General features: G+C 65.9%; 23 protein-coding genes. 6 read left to right on the forward strand and 17 right to left on the reverse strand.

Features of this window, described 5'->3' with window-relative positions:
- Positions 1 to 462: 462 nt before the first annotated feature.
- A complete protein-coding gene (locus tag GGR43_RS19305; RefSeq protein ID WP_284278609.1) occupies positions 463 to 2,148 on the forward strand; it encodes a putative bifunctional diguanylate cyclase/phosphodiesterase in 1,686 nt (561 codons plus the stop codon).
- Here GGR43_RS19305 and GGR43_RS19310 read toward each other — a convergent pair.
- The 5 genes from GGR43_RS19310 to GGR43_RS19330 form a co-directional block, all read right to left on the reverse strand.
- Complete coding sequence (locus GGR43_RS19310; RefSeq protein ID WP_188073449.1) at positions 2,112 to 3,329, reverse strand: CCA tRNA nucleotidyltransferase; 1,218 nt, start codon at positions 3,327 to 3,329, stop codon at positions 2,112 to 2,114. The genes GGR43_RS19305 and GGR43_RS19310 overlap by 37 nt on opposite strands.
- Positions 3,307 to 3,966, reverse strand: coding sequence for a CoA pyrophosphatase (locus tag GGR43_RS19315; RefSeq protein WP_188073450.1), 660 nt, complete (start codon positions 3,964 to 3,966; stop codon positions 3,307 to 3,309). The genes GGR43_RS19310 and GGR43_RS19315 overlap by 23 nt, the downstream gene beginning before the upstream one ends.
- Positions 3,963 to 4,538, reverse strand: coding sequence for a DUF1285 domain-containing protein (locus tag GGR43_RS19320; RefSeq protein WP_188073451.1), 576 nt, complete (start codon positions 4,536 to 4,538; stop codon positions 3,963 to 3,965). The genes GGR43_RS19315 and GGR43_RS19320 overlap by 4 nt, the downstream gene beginning before the upstream one ends.
- 66 nt (positions 4,539 to 4,604) lie before the next feature.
- Positions 4,605 to 5,924 carry a replication-associated recombination protein A gene (locus GGR43_RS19325; RefSeq protein ID WP_188073452.1) on the reverse strand — a complete coding sequence of 440 codons (1,320 nt, stop codon included), beginning with the start codon at positions 5,922 to 5,924 and terminating at the stop codon, positions 4,605 to 4,607.
- Between the two features lie 8 nt (positions 5,925 to 5,932).
- On the reverse strand, positions 5,933 to 7,084 hold the full coding sequence (locus GGR43_RS19330) for a glycosyltransferase family 4 protein (protein WP_188073453.1): 1,152 nt from the start codon (positions 7,082 to 7,084) through the stop codon (positions 5,933 to 5,935).
- 104 nt (positions 7,085 to 7,188) lie between these two features.
- Between GGR43_RS19330 and GGR43_RS19335 the strand changes: the two genes are divergently transcribed.
- Positions 7,189 to 7,488 carry an HNH endonuclease gene (locus GGR43_RS19335; RefSeq protein WP_188073454.1) on the forward strand — a complete coding sequence of 100 codons (300 nt, stop codon included), beginning with the start codon at positions 7,189 to 7,191 and terminating at the stop codon, positions 7,486 to 7,488.
- A gap of 189 nt (positions 7,489 to 7,677) precedes the next feature.
- Here GGR43_RS19335 and GGR43_RS19340 read toward each other — a convergent pair whose 3' ends face one another.
- The 10 genes from GGR43_RS19340 to GGR43_RS19385 all read right to left on the reverse strand — a co-directional run bounded on the left by GGR43_RS19340 (position 7,678) and on the right by GGR43_RS19385 (position 15,175).
- The gene (locus GGR43_RS19340; RefSeq protein ID WP_188073455.1) at positions 7,678 to 8,604 is read right to left on the reverse strand and encodes a hemolysin family protein; all 927 of its coding nucleotides are present in this window, start codon (positions 8,602 to 8,604) and stop codon (positions 7,678 to 7,680) included.
- An 8-nt stretch (positions 8,605 to 8,612) separates the two neighbouring features.
- The gene (gene ybeY, locus GGR43_RS19345) at positions 8,613 to 9,128 is read right to left on the reverse strand and encodes an rRNA maturation RNase YbeY (RefSeq protein WP_188073456.1); all 516 of its coding nucleotides are present in this window, start codon (positions 9,126 to 9,128) and stop codon (positions 8,613 to 8,615) included.
- Positions 9,121 to 10,116, reverse strand: coding sequence for a PhoH family protein (locus GGR43_RS19350; RefSeq protein WP_188073457.1), 996 nt, complete (start codon positions 10,114 to 10,116; stop codon positions 9,121 to 9,123). The genes ybeY and GGR43_RS19350 overlap by 8 nt, the downstream gene beginning before the upstream one ends.
- A gap of 19 nt (positions 10,117 to 10,135) precedes the next feature.
- Positions 10,136 to 11,488: a tRNA (N6-isopentenyl adenosine(37)-C2)-methylthiotransferase MiaB gene (miaB, locus tag GGR43_RS19355; RefSeq protein ID WP_188073458.1), complete on the reverse strand. Its 1,353-nt coding sequence runs from the start codon at positions 11,486 to 11,488 to the stop codon at positions 10,136 to 10,138.
- Positions 11,489 to 11,496: 8 nt separating this feature from the next.
- Positions 11,497 to 12,261: a lysophospholipid acyltransferase family protein gene (locus GGR43_RS19360; RefSeq protein WP_188073459.1), complete on the reverse strand. Its 765-nt coding sequence runs from the start codon at positions 12,259 to 12,261 to the stop codon at positions 11,497 to 11,499.
- A 7-nt stretch (positions 12,262 to 12,268) separates the two neighbouring features.
- Positions 12,269 to 12,691 carry a Fur family transcriptional regulator gene (locus tag GGR43_RS19365; RefSeq protein ID WP_188073460.1) on the reverse strand — a complete coding sequence of 141 codons (423 nt, stop codon included), beginning with the start codon at positions 12,689 to 12,691 and terminating at the stop codon, positions 12,269 to 12,271.
- Positions 12,692 to 12,829: 138 nt separating this feature from the next.
- Complete coding sequence (locus GGR43_RS19370; RefSeq protein ID WP_188073461.1) at positions 12,830 to 13,252, reverse strand: Ros/MucR family transcriptional regulator; 423 nt, start codon at positions 13,250 to 13,252, stop codon at positions 12,830 to 12,832.
- 95 nt (positions 13,253 to 13,347) lie between these two features.
- Complete coding sequence (locus GGR43_RS19375; protein ID WP_188073462.1) at positions 13,348 to 13,836, reverse strand: GNAT family N-acetyltransferase; 489 nt, start codon at positions 13,834 to 13,836, stop codon at positions 13,348 to 13,350.
- A 3-nt stretch (positions 13,837 to 13,839) separates the two neighbouring features.
- Entirely contained in the window at positions 13,840 to 14,478 is a 639-nt protein-coding gene (gene tsaB, locus GGR43_RS19380) for a tRNA (adenosine(37)-N6)-threonylcarbamoyltransferase complex dimerization subunit type 1 TsaB (protein ID WP_188073463.1), read from the reverse strand.
- A gap of 109 nt (positions 14,479 to 14,587) precedes the next feature.
- A complete protein-coding gene (locus tag GGR43_RS19385) occupies positions 14,588 to 15,175 on the reverse strand; it encodes a NifU family protein (RefSeq protein WP_188073464.1) in 588 nt (195 codons plus the stop codon).
- A 293-nt stretch (positions 15,176 to 15,468) separates the two neighbouring features.
- On the opposite strand from GGR43_RS19385, the gene GGR43_RS19390 reads away from it, so the two are divergent.
- The 3 genes from GGR43_RS19390 to GGR43_RS19400 all read left to right on the forward strand — a co-directional run bounded on the left by GGR43_RS19390 (position 15,469) and on the right by GGR43_RS19400 (position 20,195).
- The gene (locus GGR43_RS19390; protein ID WP_188073465.1) at positions 15,469 to 16,863 is read left to right on the forward strand and encodes a DEAD/DEAH box helicase; all 1,395 of its coding nucleotides are present in this window, start codon (positions 15,469 to 15,471) and stop codon (positions 16,861 to 16,863) included.
- Positions 16,864 to 16,938: 75 nt separating this feature from the next.
- Entirely contained in the window at positions 16,939 to 19,827 is a 2,889-nt protein-coding gene (locus GGR43_RS19395; RefSeq protein ID WP_188073466.1) for a M16 family metallopeptidase, read from the forward strand.
- A gap of 80 nt (positions 19,828 to 19,907) precedes the next feature.
- Positions 19,908 to 20,195, forward strand: coding sequence for a GIY-YIG nuclease family protein (locus GGR43_RS19400; RefSeq protein WP_188073505.1), 288 nt, complete (start codon positions 19,908 to 19,910; stop codon positions 20,193 to 20,195).
- Between the two features lie 94 nt (positions 20,196 to 20,289).
- Here GGR43_RS19400 and hslU read toward each other — a convergent pair whose 3' ends face one another.
- Together hslU and hslV are read right to left on the reverse strand one after the other, a co-directional pair.
- Positions 20,290 to 21,591, reverse strand: a complete 1,302-nt coding sequence (hslU, locus tag GGR43_RS19405; RefSeq protein ID WP_188073467.1) for an ATP-dependent protease ATPase subunit HslU — start codon at positions 21,589 to 21,591, stop codon at positions 20,290 to 20,292.
- A 13-nt stretch (positions 21,592 to 21,604) separates the two neighbouring features.
- Positions 21,605 to 22,171, reverse strand: coding sequence for an ATP-dependent protease subunit HslV (gene hslV / locus GGR43_RS19410; RefSeq protein WP_281392539.1), 567 nt, complete (start codon positions 22,169 to 22,171; stop codon positions 21,605 to 21,607).
- A 105-nt stretch (positions 22,172 to 22,276) separates the two neighbouring features.
- On the opposite strand from hslV, the gene GGR43_RS19415 reads away from it, so the two are divergent.
- A complete protein-coding gene (locus GGR43_RS19415) occupies positions 22,277 to 22,489 on the forward strand; it encodes a hypothetical protein (RefSeq protein WP_188073468.1) in 213 nt (70 codons plus the stop codon).
- Positions 22,490 to 22,492: the final 3 nt, after the last annotated feature.

Raw genomic sequence — 22,492 nt, forward strand, 5'->3', positions numbered from 1 at the left:
ATAATAACCCAAACCTCTAAGACGAGGGCGAACGGAGGTCCCGCTCTAAACCTTTTCTTTTCTCCGTCATGCCAGCGAAGGCTGGCATCTCAGGAGGAGGCGCGCGACATGGCCTACGGCCCCAGCGTTGACCTTCGGCCCTCCGGGTCGCTGGGGTGAAGATAAGGAAGGGTGGTAGCCCCCAAGAGCAGCCCTTCCGCAAGCAGGCCTGCAAGCCTCATCATGGAAATAAGCGCAATTGCCGTTCTTCCTTAACCCCTCGAAAAGAAATGGAAATTATTATGGGCCGTCGGGCGCCTCCGAATCCGCGTGAAAAGCGGGCAAAGGGGCGCTGCGATTTAAAAGATTGAAATTACGGTCGTTAACAGTGCCATGGACGGATTTACGCCAGATTTCTGGGCGGGGACGGAATATATTCCCTGCGAAGCGCCGTGCGATCGCGGCGAGGATGGGCGTATATCCGTGCCGTCCCCGTTGCTGACGGCCTTGCCGCATCCGGCGGCTCTGGCCCAGTGGCGCAACGGCGCCATCCGCCTGCGGCAATGGAACGACCGCTTCGAGCGCAGCTTTTCCGCGATGACGCACGGCCGGGGAGAGATGGACCCCGGCGCCACCGCGCGCCTGCAGGCGGAGCTCGCCAGCTTCGCCTTGTCCGGCCATGAGGTCAGCCGGTTCGAGATCGAACGCATGACCCCGCTCGGCCCCGAAGTGTTCGACTGCACCCTCGCCTGGGTACGGGACCGCCAGCCGATGGACGACCAGATCCTGATCAGCGCGATCGACCGCACCGCCGACCGCCGGGTCGAGGTGAGCCTGAGGCGCGAGCTGATTTCCGACAGCCTGACCGCGCTGCCAAACCGCATCGGCTTCGGCGAAGCGGTGGAGGGCGCGCTGGGCCGCTGCTGCGGATCGTCGCAATGCAGCGGCGCGGCCGCGCGCTCGACGGTCGGGGTGCTCATCATCGACCTGATCCGGTTCAGCCGCATCAACGAGGCGCTGGGCACCATGGCCGGGGACGAACTGATCCTCGCTGTGGCCGCGCGGCTGAAGGCCTGCGTCGGCAACGACATCGTCCTCGCGCGGCTGGGCAGCAACGATTTCGGCATCTGCCACAGCTTCGCCACCGGCCTTGCCGGGCTGATGGCGCTCGCCAACCGCATCAACACCGCGTTCGAGGCGCCGATCCGGCTGTCCAACCTCGAAATCGCCGTCGATTGCGCGATCGGCTGCTCGCTGGCGGCGGAAGGCGATGTGGAGCCGGACCAGCTGATCCGGCAGGCGCAGACCGCCGCGCGCGTCGCCAAGACGACCGGGCGGCTGGAAATCTATCGCGCGGGCGAGCTGGGCGCGGCGCGGCAGCGGTTCTTCCTCGAAAGCCATTTGCGCGACAGCCTGCAAAGCAGCGGCCTGCACCTGATGTTCCAGCCGATCATCGACCTGTCCACATCGCATGTCACCGGGTTCGAGGCGCTGGCGCGCTGGACCCATCCGGTGCTGGGCACCATTCCGCCCACCGATTTCATCTCCGTCGCCGAGGAATCCGGCCTCATCGTGCAGCTGGGCCGCTGGGCGTTGCAAGAGGCGGTCGAGCAGCTGCGCCGCTGGGACGAGCGGCTGGGCGAGCGCATCCCGGTGCGGATGAACGTCAACCTCTCGCCGATCCAGATGGCGCGCGACGACGTGCTCAAGATGATCGGCGACACGCTGCGCCTGACCGGCGTGGACGGCGAGCGGCTGACCGTCGAGCTGACCGAGAGCGCGCTCGTCAGCGATCCGGCCAATTGCTCCTTCCTGCTCGATGCGCTCAAGCGGTCGCACATCGCCATCGCGATGGACGATTTCGGCACCGGCTATTCCAACATGGCCAGCCTGCAAAGCCTGCCCATCGACATGCTGAAGATCGACCGCAGCTTCGTGTCGGACATGATGGCCGACCACGACAAGCTGGAGATCGTGCGCGCGATCCTGTCGCTGGCCGAGGCGCTGGGGATGAAGGCGACCGCCGAGGGGATCGAGGATGCCGACGTCGCCGCCAAGTTGCAGGAAATGGGCTGCACCTTCGGCCAGGGCTATTATTTCGCGCGGCCGATGACCGCCGATCAGGCGTTCGACTATTGGTCGGCGCGCTCGGCCTCCGCCACGCACTGAGCCGCCAGCGCCTGCGCGACCTCACGCGGGGGGAAGCCCGCCGCGATCCATTTCTCCCTGATCGCGCCCAGCAGCCGCGCCACCGCCGGGCCGGGCTGCACGCCCAGCGCCAGCAGATCCTTGCCGCCGACCGGGAAGTCGGGCACCTGCCAGTCGCGCAGGCCCGCCACTTCCTCGACCGGCGTGTCGGCATCGAGCAGCAGATGATCGATCGCGCCGTCCCGCCCGATGCGGAAGGCCAGCTCCCGCGCGTCGCCATGGGCGGGCGGCGGGGTCAGCGCGGCGGCGATGCGCTTGCGCGCCTTGTTCGACATTTTGAGCCGCGCGGCGACCTTCTCCGCCGCCTCGGCATCGGGCGGCAGCAGCGCGGCGAGGCGCAACTGGGGCGAGGGCGGCAGACCGGCCGCGCTTTCCCGCGCCATCAGCCGTTCCAGCCGTTCCAGCCCGGCGCGGCTGATTTCCGGCAGCACCGGCAGGAAGATGCCGCCCTCGATCATCAGGTCCAGCACCGCGCAAGGGTCGGGCAGCGCCAGCAGCTTCATCACCTCGTCGGCGATGCGCTCGCGCGACAGCGCCATCAGGCTGTTGGCCTGATCGACGCAGGCGGCGTAAGAGGCCGCGTCGGGCGGCAGCGCGCCGAAGCGGGCGAGGAAGCGGAAATAGCGCAATATGCGCAGATGATCCTCGGCGATCCTCGCGCGCGGGTCGCCGATGAAGCGCACCTGCCGCGCGGCCAGATCCTCAAGCCCGCCGAAATAATCGTGGACCTCCCCGGTCAGCGGGCTGGCGTAGAGCGCGTTCATCGTGAAGTCGCGCCGCGCCGCATCCTCGCGCCAGTCGTCGGTATAAGCGATGGTCGCGCGCCGCCCGTCGGTGCTGACGTCGCGGCGCAGCGTGGTGATCTCGACCGGGTGATGATCGGGCAGCACGGCGGTGATTGTGCCATGGGCGATGCCGGTCGGCACCGCCTTCATCCCCCCGGCCTCCACCCGCCGCATCACCTCTTCGGGCGGGAATATGGTCGCAAGGTCGATGTCGCTGACCGGAATGGCGAGCAGCCCGTCGCGCACCACGCCGCCCACCAGCCGCACGCTGTCCCCCTCCACATCCAGCAGGCGGCACAACTCGTCGAAGCCGGGGCGGTGCCGCCACGCCGCGTCAGGCAGCGATGTCGTCGTCATAGCCCAGCCGCTTCGACAGATTGGCGATGATGGCGGCGGTTATGCCCCATATGCGGTAATCCTCCCAGAATATCTCGTAATAATGGTGGAGCGCCCCGGCGAGCTGCACTTCCCGCCTTATCCTGTTGGCTGGATCGAGCAGAAAGTCGAGCGGAACCTCGAACAGCGCCTCGACCTCCGCCTCATGCACGCGGAAGGGCAGGTCGGGCGGGATGACGCCCAGCACCGGCACTATGTCGAAGCCGGTGAAGGTCTGGTAGCGGTCCGATATGCCGACGACCTCGACATGGGCGGGGGGCAGAGCGATTTCCTCCTCCGCCTCGCGCAGCGCGGCGGCGATGGCATCCTTGTCCTGCATGTCGACCCGTCCGCCGGGAAAGGCGACCTGCCCGGCATGCTTGCGCAGATGCGAGGCGCGGCGGGTCAGGATGACGCCGGGGGAAGGCCGGTCGGTGATCGCGACGAGCACCGCCGCCGGGGCGAACCGCATGGGCCCACGCGACGGGCCGGCGGGGATTTCCGAACCGGCGGGCGAGTCCGCCGCGATCACGCCGATGCGCGTGTCCGCCAGCGTGACGGAGAGGGGGCGGGCATGGCCTTCGTGCAATCGTGTCCGCAATTGCGCGGCCAGCGTCATCGGCCCGGTTCCAGCGGGAAGAAGTGGCCGCAACTCCACAGGCCAATGGGGCCGTTGCCCTTGTCGGCCTCATGCATGGCGATATGCGCCAGTTCGTAGAAGACCGGGCGCGCGATCAGCGCCTCCAGCCCGCGGCGGACGTGCAGATAGGGGCGCGGCTCCTCCGCCGTTCCCCGCATGCGGATCGCATGATCGGCATTGGCGGTCACCGGCTCCCCGGTGTTGAGCCGGAAGGCGAGGCGGCGTTCGGCGCCGCTGCCCTCGCTGTTCAGGGTGACGGCCAGAAAGGGCGCGTCGTCGACAGCGATGGAAAGCTTTTCGGCCGGGGTCACCAGCACATGGCTGCCGTCCTCCTCGCGCCGCAGGATGGTGGAAAACAGGCGCACCATTTCCGGGCGGCCGATCGGCGAGCCCTGATGATACCAGGTGCCGTCGGCGGCGATCCGCATCTCGCTGTCGCCGCAATGATCGGGATGCCATTGATCGACCGGCGGCAGACGCTGTTCCTGCTCGAAACGGGCAATCTCGCTCAAGGAAAGAGCGGAAAAATCAGGCATCGGCTTCATGGGCATGGTGCAAAAGATAGGGTGGGCGGCTCGATATCGCAAAGGGTATTTGAATTTGTTGTTGATAATCAACTATTTGTTTTTTCCTTTTCGCAATTCGTCCCACCAGGCGATGCGTTCCGCTATCCGTTTTTCGAAGCCGCGATCGGTCGGCGCGTAAAAGACCTGCGGCGTCATTTCCTCCGGCCAGTAATTGTCGCCGGAAAACCCCTCCGGCGCGTCATGATCGTAGGAATAGCCTTCGCCATAGCCGATCTGCTTCATCAGCTTCGTCGGCGCGTTGAGGATATTGGGCGGCGGCATCAGCGATCCGGTTTCCCGCGCGGCCTTCCACGATGCCTTTTGCGCGGCGTAGGCGGCGTTGGATTTGGGCGCGGTCGCGCAATAGAGGCAGGCCTGCACGATCGCCAGCTCCCCCTCCGGCGAACCGAGGAAATCATAGGCATCCTTCGCCGCGAGCGCCTGCACCAGCGCCTGCGGGTCGGCAAGGCCGATATCCTCGACCGCGAAGCGCACGATCCGCCGCAGCACGTAGAGCGGCTCTTCCCCCGCCACCAGCATGCGCGCCAGATAATAGAGCGCGGCCTGCGGATCCGACCCGCGCAGCGATTTGTGGAGCGCGGAGATGAGGTTGTAATGGCCCTCGCGGTCCTTGTCGTACACGGCCATGCGCCGGTGCAGCAGCGCGGAGAGACCCGCCGGGTCGAGCGGCGCGTCGATCCGCACCGAAAACAGCGTTTCCGCCTGGTTGAGCAGGAAGCGTCCGTCGCCGTCCGCGCTGGCGATCAGCGCCTCGCGCGCCGCCGCATCGACCGGCAGCGGGCGGTCCATCAATGCCTCCGCGCGTTCCAGCAGGCGTTCGAGCGCGGCTGCGTCCAGCCGCCGCAGGATCAGCACCTGCGCGCGGGAAAGCAGCGCGGCGTTGAGCTCGAAGCTCGGATTCTCGGTCGTCGCCCCGATCAGCGTGATCGTGCCGTCCTCGACATAGGGCAGGAAGCCGTCCTGCTGCGAGCGGTTGAAGCGGTGGATCTCGTCCACGAACAGCAGGGTGCGCTGCCCCAGCCGGGCATGCTCGCGCGCGGCGGCGAAGATCTTCTTGAGGTCGGCGACGCCGCTGAACACAGCCGAAACCGGCACGAAGCGCATGCCCACCGCATCGGCCAGCAAACGCGCGATCGTCGTCTTGCCGGTGCCGGGCGGACCCCAGAGGATGATCGAGGAGAGCTTGCCCGCCGCCACCATCCGGCCGATCGCGCCATCCGGGCCGGTCAGATGTTCCTGACCCACCACGTCCTCCAGCCGCGCGGGGCGCAGCCGGTCGGCCAGCGGGGCGTTTTCCGCCGTGGTGGGGGAGGAGGGCTGTACCGGGTCGTCTCCGAACAGGTCCGCCATGGCTTGTCCTATTTCTTCCGGCTCGTCGCGATCAGCCGTTTATAGGCGTCGAGCACGGCCTCGTTGATCGGGTCCCAGTGATAACGCTCGGCTTCGAGAGAAGATGCCTGCGCGTGGCGGATGCGCAGCTCCGGATCGCGCACATAGCTTTCCAGCCGGTCGGCAAAGGCGGATACCGCGCCCGGCTCGCACAGGAAGCCGGTGCGCCCGTCCTGGATGATGGTGGAGCTGCCGGTCGCCCGCGCGCCCAGCGCGGGCACGGCGCAGGCCATCGCCTCCAGCGTCACATTGCCGAAGGTTTCGGTGACGGACGGGTTGAACAGCACGTCCATGCTCGCCACCGCGCGGGCAAGCGCCTCATTGGCCTGAAAGCCGACGAACACCGCGCCGGGCAGACGATCCTCGAACCAGCCGCGGGCGGGGCCGTCGCCGACGACGAGCACGCGATGGGGCACGCTGCGGCGTTTCAGCACGTCGATGGTTTCGGAAAAGACGTCCAGCCCCTTTTCCATCACCAGCCTGCCGAGAAAGCCGATCACCACCTCCCCGTCGCCGATGCCGAGGTCGCGGCGCCATGCCAGATCGCGGCGGTTGGGGTTGAACAGGCTGTGATCGATGCCCCGCGACCAGAGCGAGATGTCGTAGTTCATCCGCTGCGCGCGCAGCACCTGCGCGAAGCTTTCCGACGGCGCGACCAGCGCGTCGCAGCGGCGGTAGAGGCGGCGGAGGATCGCCGTCGCCACCGGCTCCAGAAAGGAGAGGTTGTAATAGCGGAAATAGGTTTCGAAATGGGTGTGGACGCTGGCCAGCACCGGCACCCCGCGCGCCCGCGCCCAGCTGACCGCGCGATGGGCCGACGGGTCGGGGCTGGAGATATGGACGATATCGGGGTTGAACCGGCCCAGATCGCGCCGCACGCGCGGGCACAGGCCCAGCGGAATGCGATATTCGGCGCGGCCGGGTATGGAAATGCTCGGCAGGCTGACCAGATCGCCGGTCGGCGCGAAGGCGGGCCGGGCGACCGTCGGCGAATAGACGCGAACCTGCGCCCCCTGCCGCAGCAGATAGCCGACAAGGGTGTTCAGCGCGCGGTTGGCGCCGTCGCGGACATAATTATAATTGCCACTGAACAGCGCGACGCGAAGGGGAGCGGACGACATGCGGCCTCTATAGACAGCGGCCGGAAGAACGCAAAGTAAAGAGGAGCGCGGGGGCGCGCGCGGGCCGATTTTTTGCGCGAAACTGTGGTGAAAGGGCTGCATATTTGACCGGTGCGGGAACAGGCGGAGAAGGGCTTTGCTGGCTGTGCGGCCGGCCGCTGGGCGCCCGTGTCGAATGGCATCATCCGGTGCCGAAAAGCCGGGGAGGGCGCGCGATGGTGCCGGTGCATCCGCTCTGCCACCGGACGATCCACGCTTGTTTCACCAATGCGGAGCTGGCGAGGCTGCCCCCGCTTCCCGACGCACTGAAGGAACGCGAGGCGATGGCCCGCTTCCTGCGCTGGATCGCGGACAAGCCGCCGGATTTCCATGTTCCGACGTATAAGGGGAGGGGTGGCGGATAATGTGCGGACGCGTGGTTGCGGATGACGGTTTGGCGTAGCTGGCGGACCTTCGCCTCTACCGTCACCCCAGCGCAGGCTGGGGTCTCAGGCCATGGCGCGCGCCGCCTCCCAAGATGCCAGCCTGCAATGGCATGACGGGATAGGAATGGCAAGGATTGGCCGAAACCCGCTCTACAGCGAACGACGGGATCAGCTTTCCCCATCCTCCCTTTGCGCCGGGGGGTGGAGCCGCAGGCGCTTGACCCGGCGCGGATCGGCGGCGACGATTTCCAGGCGCCAGCCGCTCTGCGCGTGGGTCAATATCTCGCCCACTTGCGGCACATGCCCGGCGATCACGAAGGCGAGGCCGCCCAGCGTGTCGACATCCTCCTCCACCTCTGCAAGGCGCGGATCGAGTTCTTCGGCCACATCGTCCAGCTCCGCGCGGGCGTCGGCTTCCCACAGGCCGTCCTCCAGCGCGACGAGCATCTGCTCCGGCGTCTCGTCATGCTCGTCCTCGACCTCGCCGACGATCACCTCGATCAGGTCCTCGAAGGTCAGCAGCCCTTCGGTGCCGGAATATTCATCGAGCACGATGGCCAGATGGGTGCGCTTGGCCCGCATCTCCGCCATCAGATCGAGAATGCCCATGGTTTCAGGGACATAGAGCGGTTGCCTGATAAATGGTTCCAGCGTTCGGGGCGGCGTGCCGCCCTGCGCGATCGCCGCGAAGGCGTCGCGCACATGGATCATGCCGACGATGGTGTCGAGCGTGCCGCGATAGACGGGGATGCGGCTGTGCCCTGCCTCCACGAACAGCGCGGCGAGATCGGCGAAGCTGGCGCCTTCCTCTATCGCGATGATGTCGGCGCGGGGCACCGCTATGTCGTCGACGGTATGCTCGCTGAAATGCAGCAGGTTGCGGAGCATCTGGCGCTCCAGCGGCGAGAGGTCGCCCTTGCCGCCGGGCTGGCGGTTCTCCTCCGCCTCCTCGTCATATTCGTCGATCGCGTCTTCCAGTTCGCGGCGCAGGCTCTGCTCGCCGCCTTCTCCGAACAGCAGGGCCTTCAGGCCCCGCCATATACTGCCTTCGCTACTGTCCGCTTCCTTCGAACCGGACGCGCTTTCTTCCGCCATGGCGCTCTTCAATCCCCTGTTGGTTCCGCATAAGGATCCGGCAGGCCGAGCGCGGCCAGTGCCAGCGTCTCCATGCCTTCCATCGCCTCTGCTTCCTCATCCACCATATGGTCATAGCCGAGAAGATGCAAAGTGCCATGCACAATCAGGTGGGCGGCATGGTCGGCGACCGATATGCCCTTCTCCTCCGCCTCCCGCGCGCAGGTTTCGGCGGCGAGGATGATATCGCCCAGCAGCACCTCGCCATCGTCGCTGTTGGACAGCGTTTCGAGCAGGTCCACCGGCACCATCGGGAAGGACAGCACGTTGGTCGGCGCGTCCTTGTGCCGATAGTCGCGGTTGAGCGCCCGCACCTCGGCATCGTCGGTCAGCTTGATCGAGATTTCGATCGTGACGATGCGGCGGGTCAGCTCGTCATAAGGGGTCTGCGTGAAGGCGGCGCGGATGGCGCGGTCGGCCAGCGCTTCCCAGTCCACATCCTTCGGCCAGCCGCTGTCTTCCTCCAGAACGGCGATTTCAAGCATCCGGGCCCTCATAGGCCTGGACGATGCGCCCGACGATGGGGTGACGCACCACGTCGGCCGCGCTGAAGCGCACGACGCCGATGCCGTCCACCCCCTCCAGCCGCTCCACCGCATCGGCGAGGCCCGATATGCCGGGGACGGGCAGGTCGACCTGCTTCGGGTCGCCGCAGACGACCATGCGGCTGCCTTCGCCGAAGCGGGTGAGGAACATCTTCATCTGCGCGGTGGTGGTGTTCTGCGCCTCGTCGAGGATGATGAACGCATTGGCGAGCGTGCGCCCGCGCATGAAGGCGATGGGGGCGATCTCTATCTCGCCGCTGGCGATGCGGCGCTCCACCTGCTCGGCGGGCAGCGTGTCGTAGAGCGCGTCGTAGAGCGGGCGGAGATAGGGGTCGACCTTCTCCTTCATGTCGCCGGGCAGGAAGCCCAGCCGCTCGCCCGCCTCGACCGCCGGGCGGGAGAGAATCAGGCGATCGACGCTGCCGGTGATCAACTGGCTCACCGCCTGCGCGACGGCGAGATAGGTCTTGCCGGTGCCCGCCGGGCCGAGCGCGAAGATCACGTCGCGTCGCGTCAGTTCCTCCATATAGGTGACCTGCGTGCTGCTGCGCGGGACGATGGTCTTCTTGCGCGTGCGGATCATCACCTTGGGCGGTTCGCTCACATCGCGGCGGATGATGCCGTCGAGCGTCGGTTCGGAGGACATGGCGATCACCGCCTCCACCGCGCCGCTGTCGATTTCCTGCCCCTGCGCCACCCGGTTGTAGAGGCCCATCAGCACGTCGCGGGCGCGGGCGGCGGCGCTTGCCTCGCCCTCTATCTGCAATTTGTTGCCGCGCGCGCCGATATAGACGCCGAGGCGATTTTCTATCGCCACCAGATTCTGGTCATATTGACCAAAGACCATGCCGAGAAGATGGGGTTTGTCGAAAACCAGCTCCAGCCTTGAGCGGTCGCCCGGTTCTGCCTGAACATGCTTTTTCGCCATCAGCGCGGCATCCCCTGTTTCATGCGGCCTCTTTTCTCCCTGCGAGTTCCCCGGCAAGGCTGTTCGGACCCGCCGAGACGATATCGACCTCGATCATGTCGCCGATCCGCGCGCCGTCCGCATAGACGTGGACGGATTGCAGCCAGGGCGACTTGCCGACCAGCTGGCCCGGCTTGCGGCCCGGCTTTTCGATGAGGATGCTCGTGCGCTTGCCGACCGTCGCCTGATTGAAGGCGAGCTGATCCGCGCTGATCCGCGCCTGAAGGATCTTCAGCCGCTCGTCCATCACCTCCGCCGGGATCTGGCGATCCATGTCGGCGGCGGGGGTGCCGGGGCGGGGGCTGTATTTGAACGAGAAGGCATAGGCATAGCCGACCTCGCGGATGAGGCTCATCGTCGCCTCGAAATCCGCGTCGCTCTCGCCGGGGAAGCCGACGATGAAATCGCCCGACAGCGCGATGTCGGGCCGCGCCGCGCGCACCCGGTCGAGCAGGCGCAGGTAGGAATCGCGCGTATGGCTGCGGTTCATCGCCTTGAGGATCGGGTCGGAGCCCGACTGCACCGGCAGGTGGAGATAGGGCATCAGCTTGGCGACCTCGCCATGGGCGGCGATCAGGTCGTCCTCCATGTCGTTGGGGTGGCTGGTGGTGTAGCGGATGCGCTCCAGCCCTTCCATCCGGTCCAGTGCGCGGATCAGGCCCGCAAGGCCCTGTGCGTGGCCCTTGGCGTCCTCGCCGGTCCAGGCGTTCACATTCTGGCCGAGCAGCGTGATCTCCCGCACGCCGCCGTCGACCAGCGCCTTCGCCTCATCGATGATCGCGCCCCAGGGCCGGCTGATCTCCGCGCCGCGCGTATAGGGCACGACGCAATAGGTGCAGAATTTGTCGCAGCCTTCCTGCACCGTCAGAAAGGCGGTGGGGCGGGGCTGTTTCGGCCGGTCGGGCAGCGCGCCGAACTTGGAGGCGGCGGGCATGTCGGTGTCGAGCGCTTCTTCGCCCTTCGCCGCCTTGTCGATGAGGTCGGGCAGGCGGTGATAGGCCTGCGGACCGACGACGATGTCGACCATCTGCGTGCGCCGGGTGATCTCCGCCCCTTCCGCCTGCGCGACGCAGCCCGCGACCGCGATCATCGGGCGGCTGCCGTCCTCACGGCGCAGGCGGCCGATGTCGGAATAGACCTTTTCCGCCGCTTTTTCGCGGATATGGCAGGTGTTGAGAACGACCATGTCGGCCTCGACACCGTCATCCACCGCCGTCATGCCCTGCGCGCCCAGCATCTCCGCCATGCGTTCGCCGTCATAGACGTTCATCTGACAGCCGAAGGATTTGACGTGGAAGGTCTTGGGCGCGTCCTGATTTTTCGTGCGATTCATCGGCCCAGCTATACAGGCCCCGGCGGCGGCGCGAAAGCCGATTGCCGCGTGAGGATGCGATTTCGTGCTTCCTCGGCGACGGCCTTGCGGTCGGGGAAGTCCTCCGGGTCGAACGGGTCGAGGAAATGCAGCGTCACCGGCAGGGGCCCCGCGCGTTCCAGCAGCCGTTTCGCATTGGCCCCGGCGCTCTCGCCGCCGTGCCACGCAATCTCCGGCGCGGCGTTGCCATAGTCGATCCACACCGGCTGGATGTCGAGGTCGCGCGGCGGCGGCATCAGCCCGGCCAGCAACGCGGGCTTGAACGGCAGCAGCGCGCGGCCGTCGCCGGTCGTGCCTTCGGGGAAGAGCGCGACCGGCTGGTGCCGTTCCAGCGCCGCGCGCAGCGCATGGATCTGGTCGCGCACGCCATGGCGGTCGGCGCGGGCGACGAAGATGGTGTTGTTCTGCCGCGCCAGCCAGCCGATCAGCGGCCAGCCCGCCACCCCGTCATGGGAGATGAACGCGGCGCCGCTCGCGCCGCCCAGCAGCAATATGTCGAGCCAGCTGACATGATTGGCGATGAAGAATATGTCGCGGCGGCGAGGGCTTCCCTCCACCCGCGCCCGCGCGCCGACGGACCGCGCCGCCAGCGCCAGAAAGCGCCGCGGCCATGGCGAGGGCAGGTGCAGCAGCTTGCAGCCAAGGTGCAGGACGAGGCACAGGACCAGGCTCCCCGTCAGCGCGAGGAGGCGCCGGACGCGGCGCAGCCTTGCCCTTGCGCGGCCTGCCTTCAATCGCGTGTCAATTCTTGCGGTCGAGGGCGACGCCGTACAGTTCCATCCGGTGGTCGACGAGACGGAAGCCCAGTTTTTCCGCGATCTGCTTTTGCAGCAGCTCCAGCTCCGGATCGACGAACTCGATCACATTGCCGGTCTCGACGTCGATGAGGTGGTCATGGTGCGATTCGGGCGCGGCTTCGTACCGGGCGCGGCCGTCGCCGAAATCATGCCGTTCCAAATTGCCCGCTTCCTCGAACAGGCGCACGGTGCGGTAGACCGTGGCGATGGAAATGCCCGGATCGATCGCGGCCGACCGTTCGTGCAGCTTTTCGACATCGGGATGATCCTCCGCCTCGGACAGCACCCTGGCGATCACGCGACGCTGCTCCGTGATGCGAAGGCCTTTTTCGGCGCACAGCGCCTCGATGTCGATTTTACGGGGCATTCAACCTGCTCGAACTGTGAAAAGAGAGGCGCAGTCTAGTCCATCTGCGCGAAATGGGAAGGGAGAGGCGACAAATTGTCCGCCTCCATCCTTATATCCTATATTTCCGCCGGCTGAACGACCGGCGAGCGGCGGACTTTATTTCTTCCGGCCGCGGCTGCGCGAAGTGCCAAGGCCGATTTTCTTGGCCAGCGAGCGGCGCTGTTCGGCATAGTTGGGCGCCACCATCGGATAGTCGGCGGGAAGATTCCATTTGGCGCGGTAATCTTCCGGCGTCATCTGATAATGGGTCATCAGGTGGCGCTTCAGCATCTTCAGCTTTTTGCCGTCTTCCAGGCACACGATATATTCCGGCTTCACCGAAGAACGGACCGACACCGCCGGTTCCTGCCGGACTTCCGGCGCTGGGGCGGGCGAATCGAGACCGGCGAGCGCGGCGTGAACATTCTGGATCAGCAGCGGCAGATCCGAAACGGCGACACTGTTGTTCGAGACGTGCGCGGCCACGATATCCGATGTCAGCGTAATCAGCATCTCGCTTTTGGCGTTGGTGTCATCCATGAATTTTCTCCACTAACTTGGGGGCGACCCTGATAGATATCATTTGTCATCTATAATATATCTTTTTTTATTTAGGAATCAATCCGATTCTCGATTCAATCAAGTGACAGACGAAAACTGAGGGCGTCATAATAAGTTCCGTCATCACCCTTGTAATAAGCCGGTCTGCGATGGACTTGCTCAAAACCATTGCGAAGATAGAATTCGATCGCCTGATTATTGCAGCGCACCTCTAGATGAATCGCGCTGATCCGCGATTTTCGGGCATGATTGACGCAATCCTGCAAAAGAAATTGGCCGATGCCCCGGCTCTGCCAGCGCGGATCGGTGGCAATCAGCAACAATTCCGCCTCATCGAGCACATAACGGGTCAGCGCGAAGCCGAGATGTGCATTATCGAGACAGGCGAAGGACAGGCGCACCCCGGTCAGCCTCATGAAGCTGGACAGCTGCGCCGGGGTCCAGGCTTCGCCATAGGCGGGGCTGAACGCGTTGCGCATGATCGCGCTGGCGGCGGCCTCGGCCCGGTGATCGGGGTAGGTATAGGCGAGGATGCGCAGGGCCTGGCTGATATTTTCGGACATGGATCAGTTCTTTCGCATCGCCAGCGGCACGGCGTCGGCGCCCCTGCCGTAAAGCGGGGTGCTGTCCTCGCTCAGCAGCCCGGCGGGCAGCAGCGGGAATTGGCGGGCATCGGGGTGAAGCGGCGCCGCCTCGCCATGGCCGCGCGCCTCCACCACGGCCGCCGCGCCCGTGCCGTAGAGGACCGGCGCGTCCAGCTCCTCCGCCAGCCGTGCGATCGGCGTGGAGGCGGGCGGGGCGAGCGGTTCCAGCGTTGCCGCGTCGAAGCGCCGCCAGAAACATTCGCCATGGCCGCCGGTCATGACGACGGTGAGGGGAGGCATGGTGTCGCCTCCGTCCTGCGCCGCGCGGGCGATGGCCGCGACCAGCGACAGGCTCGCATAGGCGCGCAGCCGCGCCCGCCAGCCATAAGCCAGCGCCCGCGCCGCCGCGAGGCCGACCCGCACGCCGGTGAAGCTGCCCGGTCCGTTGTCCACGACGATTTCGTCGGCGCGCCCGCCGCCGTCCATCGCGGCGATGATCGGGATCAGCTTTTCGGCATGGCCGCGTCCGGCGATTTCATGATGGGAATCGATCAGCCTGCCACCGTCGAACAGGGCGACGGACAATGCTTCCGTGGCGGTATCAATGACTAGCTGGCGCACCTTTTCTTTCCGCGAACCCTGGGTCTTTCCGCGAACCCGTGTTGGTCCCCGCGATTAGACGCTTTGCGGCTTTTTGCAACTATAAGCGATGAAAAGGCGGGATGCCGTATCAGACGGACAATACTTCCGTTACTTCCGGCACATAATGTTTGAGCAGCGCCTCGATGCCGTTCTTCAGCGTCGCGGTGGACGAGGGGCAGCCGGAACAGGCGCCCTGCATGCGCAGATAGACTTTGCCCTTGTCGAAGCCGCGATAGATGATGTCGCCGCCGTCATTGGCGACGGCGGGGCGCACGCGGGTATCGATCAGCTCGCGAATCTGGGCGACGATTTCCGCGTCCTCCGGATCGTCGGCAAAGCCGCTATCCTGATCCCCGTCATCGGCGGGGATGTGGATGCCGGTGGCGGTGCCGCCGCGGAAAAGCGGCATGTCCGCCGTGAAATGATCGAGCAGCGTCGCCAGCACATCGGGCTTCACGTCGGACCATTCGGCGCCCGGCGCGATCGTCACCGAAATGAAGTTGCCGCCGAAGAACACCCCGGTCACGTCGCCCAGTGCGAACAGCGCCTCGGCCAGCGGCGAGGCTTCGGCTTCCTCGGGCGTGGCGAAATCGCGGGTTCCCGCCGCCATCACCTGCCGGCCGGGCAGGAATTTGAGCGTCGCGGGGTTGGGCGTTCTTTCGGTTTCGATCAGCATGGCGCCCATGTGGCGATTGCAGCGCCAAGAATCAAGCCATGAGCCACCATGTAACTTTTCTTGTATTTCGCCGCATTCTTCCCTACATGGCGGGCAGCGCGACGGATGCCGTATCATCGGCTCCTGGGAATTGGTGGCGTGAACATCCGGCAGGCATGCCGCCGGATCGGCCAAGGATCGCGCTTCGTTTGAGGCTTCCCTGTTCACGCGGGTCGTTTCTGGACCCGCCCCGTTGCCTGCTTCCCTTGTCGGGGTGCGGACAGCGGAGCCATGAATATGGAAAGACTATAAGAATGACCTTTTCCGAACTCGGCCTTGCCGAACCCCTGCTGAAAGCGCTCGCTTCGAAGAATTACGAGACGCCGACGCCCATTCAGGCGCAGGCGATCCCGCCGTTGCTCGAAGGGCGCGATTTGTGTGGCATCGCGCAGACCGGCACGGGCAAGACCGCCGCCTTCGCGCTGCCCTCGCTCGATTATTTCCACCGTAACCCGAAGCCGGTAATGCGCCATGGCTGCCGTATGCTGGTGCTGTCCCCCACGCGGGAACTGGCGGCGCAGATCGCCGACAGCTTCCGCACCTATGCCCGCTTCATGAAGATTTCGGTCGCGACCATCTTCGGCGGTGTGCCGATCAACCGCCAGATCCGCCAGATGCAGGAAGGCGTCGACGTGCTGGTGGCGACGCCGGGCCGTCTGCTCGACCTGATCGACCAGCGCGCCTTCACCCTGTCGGGCGTCGAGATCTTCGTGCTCGACGAGGCCGACCAGATGATGGACATGGGCTTCATCGCCCCGCTCAAGCGCATCGTCAAGATGCTGCCCAAGCAGCGGCAGAACCTGTTCTTCTCCGCCACTATGCCCAAGGAAATCGCGGATCTGGGCAACCAGTTCCTGCATGATCCGGTCAAGGTGTCGGTCGCGCCGCAATCGACCACGGCCGAGCGGGTGCGCCAATATGTGAGCTTCGTCGATCAGGGCCAGAAGCAGGCGCTGCTCAACAAGATCGTGCGCGATCCGGCGATCGACCGGGCGCTCGTCTTCACCCGCACCAAGCATGGCGCGGACAAGGTGGTGCGCTTCCTCGTCGGCGCGGGCGTGGAGGCGGTGGCCATCCACGGCAACAAGAGCCAGGCGCAGCGCACGACCGCGCTGCAGGCGTTCCGCCACGGCCATGTGAAGTTCCTCGTCGCGACCGACATCGCCGCGCGCGGCATCGACGTGTCGGGCGTCAGCCATGTCATCAATTTCGAGCTGCCCAATGTGGCCGAGCAATATGTCCACCGCATCGGCCGCACCGCGCGCGCCGGGGCGGACGGCATCGCGATCAGCCTCGTCGGGGCGGACGAGCGGCCCTATCTGCGCGCGATCGAGCGGCTGACCCGCCAGAAATGCGAGGTGGTGCCGCTGCCGGAGAATTTCGACGATCTGGTGCGCGAGCTGCCCAAGCCCGCGCCGGTCCAGCGCGGCCCGCGTCCCAATAAGGGCGGCGGTGGTGGTCGCGGCGGCGCCGAGCGGGCGCATCGCGGCGAGAACCGGCGGGGGCAGGGGCAGGACGCCGCCCCCCGTCAGGGCGAAGGCCGCCAGCGTGCCGAGGGCGGCGAGGGGGCAGGGCGCCCGTCCGGCGGACGCCGCCGCCGCAAGCCGGTGGGCGCGCACAAGGATGCCGTCCGCAAGTTCAGGGGCTGACCGTCCTCGAACGGGAACCGGCATGCTTTCAACTTTGTAAGTGCCGGTTCAGGAATTCACGGCTATGACCGGGCGATGAACATAATCGCCCGTTCGCGCCTGACGCACTCGCTTGCCCTTATCCTCGCCCTTGCCGGTGGCTGGTCCGTCCAGATCCACGCGCGCGAGGTCGCGCCTGCCGCCGCCACGGCTGCGCGGCAGGAGGCGCCCCGGCCCTGGCTCTACGAGAACAGCGACGTTCCCATCGATCCGGCCTGGCTGTTCGGGGAACTGCCCAACGGCCTGCGCTATGCGATCCGTCGCAATACGGTGCCGCCGGGGCAGGTGTCGATCCGCCTGCGCATCGATGCCGGGTCGCTGATGGAGCGCCCGGACGAGAAGGGCTATGCCCACTTCATGGAGCATCTGACCTTCCGCGGCTCCAAATATGTGCCGGACGGCGAATCCAAGCGGCTGTGGCAGCGGCTCGGCGTGACCTTCGGCAGCGACAGCAACGCGCAGACGACGCCGACCGGCACCACCTATGCGCTCGACCTGCCCAATGCCTCGCCCGCCGGGTTGGACGAGAGCGTGAAGATCCTCGCGGGCATGATGACCGATCCCAATATCATCCCGGTCGCCGTGGATGCGGAACGGGCGGTCGTGCTCGCGGAGATGCGCGAGGGCACCAATGTCGGCACCCGCGTGGGCGACGCGACGCGGGCGCTGTTCTTCGCCGGGCAGCCGCTCGGCAGCCATGCGCCGATCGGCACGGCCGAAACGCTCAACGCCGCGACCGCCGCGACGCTGAAGGCGTTCCACGACCGCTGGTACCGGCCCGCCAATGCGGTGATCTCCGTCTCCGGCGATATCGACCCCAAGGCGATGGAAGCGCTGATCCGCAAATATTTCTCCGGCTGGAAGGCGACCGGCAAGACCGCGCCCGCCGCCGATTTCGGCAAGCCCGATGCCGACGCGCCGACCAGCGCCGTCGTCGTGCAGCCCGGCCTGCCCACCACCGTCACCGTCGCCTGGCTGCGCCCGTGGCAGCCCAAGGCCGACACCATCGTCTATAACCAGCGCAAGCTGGCGGACATGGTCGCGCTCCAGATGATCAACCGCCGTCTGGAGGAGGCCGCGCGCCGGGGCACGGCCAGTTTCCTGCAGGCGAGCGTCGATGTGCAGGACGTCAGCCGCTCGGTGAACGGCACCTTCCTGTCGATCACCGCGCTGGGCGAGGATTGGGAAAAGGCGTTGCAGGACGCCCGCGCGATCATCGAGGACGCCAAGCGCGCGCTCGCGACGACGCAGGAGATCGACCGCGAATTCGCGGAAATGGAAACCGTGCTCGCCATCGGCGTCGAGAATCAGGATACCGAGCCCAGCGCGCGGCAGGCGAGCGATCTGGTGTCCGCTGTCGATATCCGCGAAACCACCGTCTCGCCGCAGGCCGCGCTCGATATCTATCGCAGCGCCCGCGCGATCATGACGCCCGACTATATGCTGGAGGCGACGCGCCGCACCTTCACCGGCGACGCCACCCGCGCGATGCTGGTGATGCCCAAGGCCCAGCCCAATGCCGAGGCGCGCCTCGCCGCCGCGCTGGAAACGCCGGTGGAGGCGGCGAGCGACGTGCGCCTGTCCGCCAGCACGGTGACGATGGACGACCTGCCGAAGCTGCCGCCCGCGGGCAAGGTGGTTTCGGACGAGCAACTGGGCACCTCCGGCATCCGCCAGATCGCCTTCGCCAACGGCGTGAAGCTGATGCTGTTCGCCAATGACGCCGAAACCGGCAAGGTCCGCGTCAATGTGCGCTTCGGCCATGGCATGCTGGACCTGTCGCCCCGGCAGGTGGAGCCGACATGGGCGGCCAATTATGTGCTGGCGGCCAACGGCATCGGCAAGCTGGGCCAGCGGGAGATGGACGACCTCACCAACGGCCGCCGCCTGGGCTTCGATTTCGGCATAGACGACGACGCGTTCGAGCTGGGCGCGCTGACCCGCCCGGCCGATTACAAGGACCAGTTGCGGCTGTTCGCGACCAAGCTCGCCTTTCCCGGCTGGGCGGGCGAACCGGTGGAGCGGGCCAAGGCCGGGCTGCTGGCCGCCTATGACGTGTCCTCCACCTCGCCCAATGCGGTGCTGGGGCGCGATCTCGTCTGGCTGCTGCGCGACAAGGACATGCGCTTCCGCACCCCCGACAAGGCGGAGATTTCCGCGCTGACGCCCGACCGGTTCAAGGCGTTCTGGGCGCCCATCCTCGCCTCCGGCCCGATCGAGGTGCAATTGTTCGGCGACGTGAAGCCGGAGGAGGCGGTCGCGGCCGTCGCGGAGACGTTCGGCGCGCTGCCCGCCCGCAAGGCGCGGCCGGTCGATCCGGCCAATGCCGGCATCCGCTTCCCGGCGCATAACGACAGGCCGCTGGTCCTCACCCATGACGGCGACAGGGATCAGGCGGCGGCGGTGATCGCCTGGCCGACCGGCGCGGGGCTGGACGACACGCGCGAGGCGCGGCAGCTCGACATACTGGCGCAGATCATCAGCGACCGCCTGTTCGAAAAGCTGCGCGCGGTCGACGGCGCGGCGTACAGCCCGCAGGCGACCTCCGACTGGCCGCTCGGCTTTGGGAAAGGGCAGGGCTATCTCGCGGTGGTCAGCCAGCTGAAGCCGGAACGGATCGACTATTTCTACAAGCTGGTCGACGAGATCGCGGCCGATCTGGCGAGCCGCCCGGTCAGCAATGACGAACTGCAACGCACGCTGGCGCCGATGGCGCAGCTGCTGACGCGCGCGAGCACCGGCAACGCCTTCTGGATGAGCCTGCTGGAAGGCGGAACGCAGGACCCGCGCACCATCACCGCGATGCAGACGATGATGCGCGACACGCTGCAGGTGACGGCGGAGGACCTGCAGACGCTGGCGGCGAAATATCTGGTGGCGGGGAAGAGCTACTCGGTGACGGTCTTGCCGAAGGGGGGAGAGTGAAATTCTAATCCTACTGTCACATTATATCGTCATGCCAGCGAAGGCTGGCATCGTTGGCCTTCGGGCACTATCCTCGGTACATGCGATGCGGCTGGACCTATATTCTGACGAACAAGCCGGAAGGCGTCCTCCATGTCGGCGTAACTGCTGATCTTGCGGCGCGGATGATGCAGCACCGGGCAGGAACGGGATCATCCTTTTGCCGGAAATATGGCTTGAAGCGCCTGGTTTTGGCGGAACAGCATTCCAGCATTGAAAATGCTATTGCTCGTGAAAAAGCTTTAAAGGCGTGGCAACGCGCCTGGAAGATCAGGCTGATCGAAGACGTTAATCCTAATTGGGAGGATTTGTTCGATCAGCTTGTCTGACCTTCTTCATAAATGCCAGAGATGCCAGCCTTCGCTGGCATGACGAGGGAGGAAGCTTTTTCCTCCCTCCATTATTTTACCGTGTCGCGATAAATCAAAGTATATATTTGCTCAAATCCGTATTCCGCGAAATGCTCGCCAGCTGGCCATCCACATAGGCCGCGTCGATCACCAGCGTTTCGCCGCTGCGGTCCTCCGCATCGAAGCTCACATCCTCCAGCAGCTTTTCCATCACCGTCTGGAGGCGGCGGGCGCCGATATTCTCGACCTGTTCGTTGACCTCCGCCGCGATGCGGGCGACGGCGCGGATGCCGTCCTCGGTCATGTCGATCGTCACGCCCTCGGTGCCGAGCAGAGCCTTGTACTGTTCGGTCAGCGACGCCTTGGTGTCGGAAAGGATCGCGACGAAATCTTCCTGCGTCAGCCCCTTCAGCTCGACGCGGATCGGCAGGCGGCCCTGCAATTCGGGCAGCAGGTCGCTGGGCTTCGCCACATGGAAGGCGCCGCTCGCGATGAACAATATGTGATCGGTCTTGAGCGGGCCATATTTGGTCGACACCGTCGTGCCCTCGATCAGCGGCAGCAGGTCGCGCTGCACGCCCTCGCGGCTGACCGATCCGCCGCGCACGTCGCTGACCGCGATCTTGTCCACCTCGTCGAGGAAGACGATGCCGTTCTGCTCCGCATCGTGCAGCGCGGTGCGGTTGAGGTCGTCCTGGTCGAGCCGCTTGTCCTGCTCTTCCTCGACCAGCTTGTCCCACGCATCGGCGACACGCATCTTGCGGCGCTTGCGCTGTTGCTGGCCGAACGCCTTGCCCATCAGGTCGGAAAGGTTGATCATGCCGACCTGCCCGCCGAGGCCGGGTATCTCCATCGGCATGGAGGGGCTGTCGGCGACCTCTATCTCGATCTCCGTGTCGTTCATCTGGTCGGCTTCGATGCGCTGGCGATAGGCGAGGCGGGTGGCCTCGCTCGCTTCCTTGCCGGTCAGCGCGTCGAGCAGCCGCTCCATCGCCGCGTCGGAGGCGGCGGCGCGCACCTTCTCGCGGCGGCGGTCGCGTTCGAGCCGCACCGCTTCCTCGACCAGATCGCGGGCGATCTGCTCCACGTCGCGGCCGACATAGCCGACCTCGGTGAACTTGGTCGCCTCCACCTTCACGAAGGGTGCGTCGGCCAGCTTGGCGAGGCGGCGGGAAATCTCGGTCTTGCCGCAGCCGGTGGGGCCGATCATCAATATGTTCTTGGGCGTCACCTCGTCGCGCAGATGGGCGGGCAACTGCTGCCGCCGCCAGCGGTTGCGCAGCGCGACGGCGACCGCGCGCTTGGCGTCCTTCTGGCCGATGATGTGCTCGTCGAGGGCGGCGACGATCGCCTTGGGGGTCAGGTCAGGATTCATGGTCTTTCCGGGTTCAGGCCGCGCTGTCGAGCGCTTCGAGGGTAATGTTGTGGTTGGTGTAGACGCACAGGTCGCCCGCAATGGCCATCGCCTTGCGCGCGATGGTTTCGGCATCTTGTTCGTAATCGACCAGCGCGCGGGCGGCGGACAGGGCGAAATTGCCGCCCGATCCGATGGCGGCGATGCCGTCCACCGGCTCCAGCACATCGCCGTTGCCGGTGAGGATGAGGGTGATCTCCCTGTCCGCCACCGCCATCATCGCTTCGAGATTGCGCAGATATTTGTCGGTGCGCCAGTCCTTGGCCAGCTCCACGGCGGCGCGCATGAGTTGGCCGTTATGGCGTTCCAGCTTCGCCTCCAGCCGCTCGAACAGGGTGAAGGCATCGGCGGTCGCGCCGGCAAAGCCGCCGATCACGCTGCCGTCATGCAACCGGCGGACCTTGCGGGCGTTGGGCTTCATGACGGTCTGCCCCATGCTGACCTGCCCGTCGCCGGCGACGACGACGCGGCCATTTTTGCGGACGGAGAGGATGGTGGTGCCATGCCATTGCGGCATGCCGGAAGAGGAAGAAGTGCTCATGGTCCGCCATATGGGCAGGACCGGCGAACGGTTCAAGCGCAGGCTTGACATATTGCGACGCAGCATGAGAGGCTGTTTTCCCCGACGACTCGTAAGGAAGAGGCAATGAGGCCGGAGACGACCAGCATTGCGGCACGGGTGCGCGAGATCGTATCTGCCGCGGGAATCGATAATTTCCATATCGAAAACGACATATTGGTGATGTGCGGCGTGCGCTATGTCGTCGAGCGTTGCGGCTGCGACGACCCCCAGTGCAACGGGATTCGCCTGCAACGGGAAGAGGATCGCGGCGGCGGGAACTTTTTTGCGTTGCAATAGTTT

This window comes from Sphingobium jiangsuense (assembly GCF_014196495.1).
Classification (GTDB): domain Bacteria; phylum Pseudomonadota; class Alphaproteobacteria; order Sphingomonadales; family Sphingomonadaceae; genus Sphingobium; species Sphingobium jiangsuense.

What these genes read in the sequence shown, in the direction of transcription:
- GGR43_RS19310 (WP_188073449.1), bottom strand. Translation starts at nt 3,329, where the DNA reads ATGACGACGACATCGCTGCCTGACGCGGCGTGGCGGCACCGCCCCGGC.
- GGR43_RS19315 (WP_188073450.1), bottom strand. Translation starts at nt 3,966, where the DNA reads ATGACGCTGGCCGCGCAATTGCGGACACGATTGCACGAAGGCCATGCC.
- GGR43_RS19320 (WP_188073451.1), bottom strand. Translation starts at nt 4,538, where the DNA reads ATGCCCATGAAGCCGATGCCTGATTTTTCCGCTCTTTCCTTGAGCGAG.
- GGR43_RS19325 (WP_188073452.1), bottom strand. Translation starts at nt 5,924, where the DNA reads ATGGCGGACCTGTTCGGAGACGACCCGGTACAGCCCTCCTCCCCCACC.
- GGR43_RS19330 (WP_188073453.1), bottom strand. Translation starts at nt 7,084, where the DNA reads ATGTCGTCCGCTCCCCTTCGCGTCGCGCTGTTCAGTGGCAATTATAAT.
- GGR43_RS19340 (WP_188073455.1), bottom strand. Translation starts at nt 8,604, where the DNA reads ATGGCGGAAGAAAGCGCGTCCGGTTCGAAGGAAGCGGACAGTAGCGAA.
- ybeY (WP_188073456.1), bottom strand. Translation starts at nt 9,128, where the DNA reads ATGCTTGAAATCGCCGTTCTGGAGGAAGACAGCGGCTGGCCGAAGGAT.
- GGR43_RS19350 (WP_188073457.1), bottom strand. Translation starts at nt 10,116, where the DNA reads ATGGCGAAAAAGCATGTTCAGGCAGAACCGGGCGACCGCTCAAGGCTG.
- miaB (WP_188073458.1), bottom strand. Translation starts at nt 11,488, where the DNA reads ATGAATCGCACGAAAAATCAGGACGCGCCCAAGACCTTCCACGTCAAA.
- GGR43_RS19365 (WP_188073460.1), bottom strand. Translation starts at nt 12,691, where the DNA reads ATGCCCCGTAAAATCGACATCGAGGCGCTGTGCGCCGAAAAAGGCCTT.
- GGR43_RS19370 (WP_188073461.1), bottom strand. Translation starts at nt 13,252, where the DNA reads ATGGATGACACCAACGCCAAAAGCGAGATGCTGATTACGCTGACATCG.
- GGR43_RS19375 (WP_188073462.1), bottom strand. Translation starts at nt 13,836, where the DNA reads ATGTCCGAAAATATCAGCCAGGCCCTGCGCATCCTCGCCTATACCTAC.
- GGR43_RS19385 (WP_188073464.1), bottom strand. Translation starts at nt 15,175, where the DNA reads ATGCTGATCGAAACCGAAAGAACGCCCAACCCCGCGACGCTCAAATTC.
- GGR43_RS19390 (WP_188073465.1), top strand. Translation starts at nt 15,469, where the DNA reads ATGACCTTTTCCGAACTCGGCCTTGCCGAACCCCTGCTGAAAGCGCTC.
- GGR43_RS19395 (WP_188073466.1), top strand. Translation starts at nt 16,939, where the DNA reads ATGAACATAATCGCCCGTTCGCGCCTGACGCACTCGCTTGCCCTTATC.
- GGR43_RS19400 (WP_188073505.1), top strand. Translation starts at nt 19,908, where the DNA reads ATGCGATGCGGCTGGACCTATATTCTGACGAACAAGCCGGAAGGCGTC.
- hslU (WP_188073467.1), bottom strand. Translation starts at nt 21,591, where the DNA reads ATGAATCCTGACCTGACCCCCAAGGCGATCGTCGCCGCCCTCGACGAG.
- hslV (WP_281392539.1), bottom strand. Translation starts at nt 22,171, where the DNA reads ATGAGCACTTCTTCCTCTTCCGGCATGCCGCAATGGCATGGCACCACC.
- GGR43_RS19415 (WP_188073468.1), top strand. Translation starts at nt 22,277, where the DNA reads ATGAGGCCGGAGACGACCAGCATTGCGGCACGGGTGCGCGAGATCGTA.